Source organism: Telluria sp. AZSoR62, from assembly GCF_058111565.1.
In genome coordinates, this window is sequence record NZ_JBYTST010000307.1 from 1 (window position 1) to 272 (window position 272).

Below are 272 nucleotides of genomic sequence, written 5' to 3' on the forward strand. Positions count from 1 at the left end.
CGTATCTGGTGTTGGCGGTGCTGAACATCGCGGGCCTGGGGTTTGCAGTGTGGCGCTTGTTTTACGGGCCAGCCAATGAGATCGGCACCACGCTGGTCAGCAGCCTGTGGGTGATTTACAACCTGTTGATCATCGGTTCTGCCGTGGCGATTGCCGCTGAAGTGCGCCAGGTGCGCCGCACCCAGCGGGTGCAGGCCAGATTGCCTGCGGCGGTGCGTCTGCAAAACGGACGCTTCTATCCAGGCATGCTGGTGGACTACTCCGATGGCGGT

1 pseudogene is annotated in these 272 nt (G+C 61.8%); it reads left to right on the top strand.

Features of this window, described 5'->3' with window-relative positions:
- Nucleotides 1-272 (top strand): annotated as a pseudogene (bcsA, locus tag AC3XQU_RS23910) (UDP-forming cellulose synthase catalytic subunit); the annotation flags it as partial.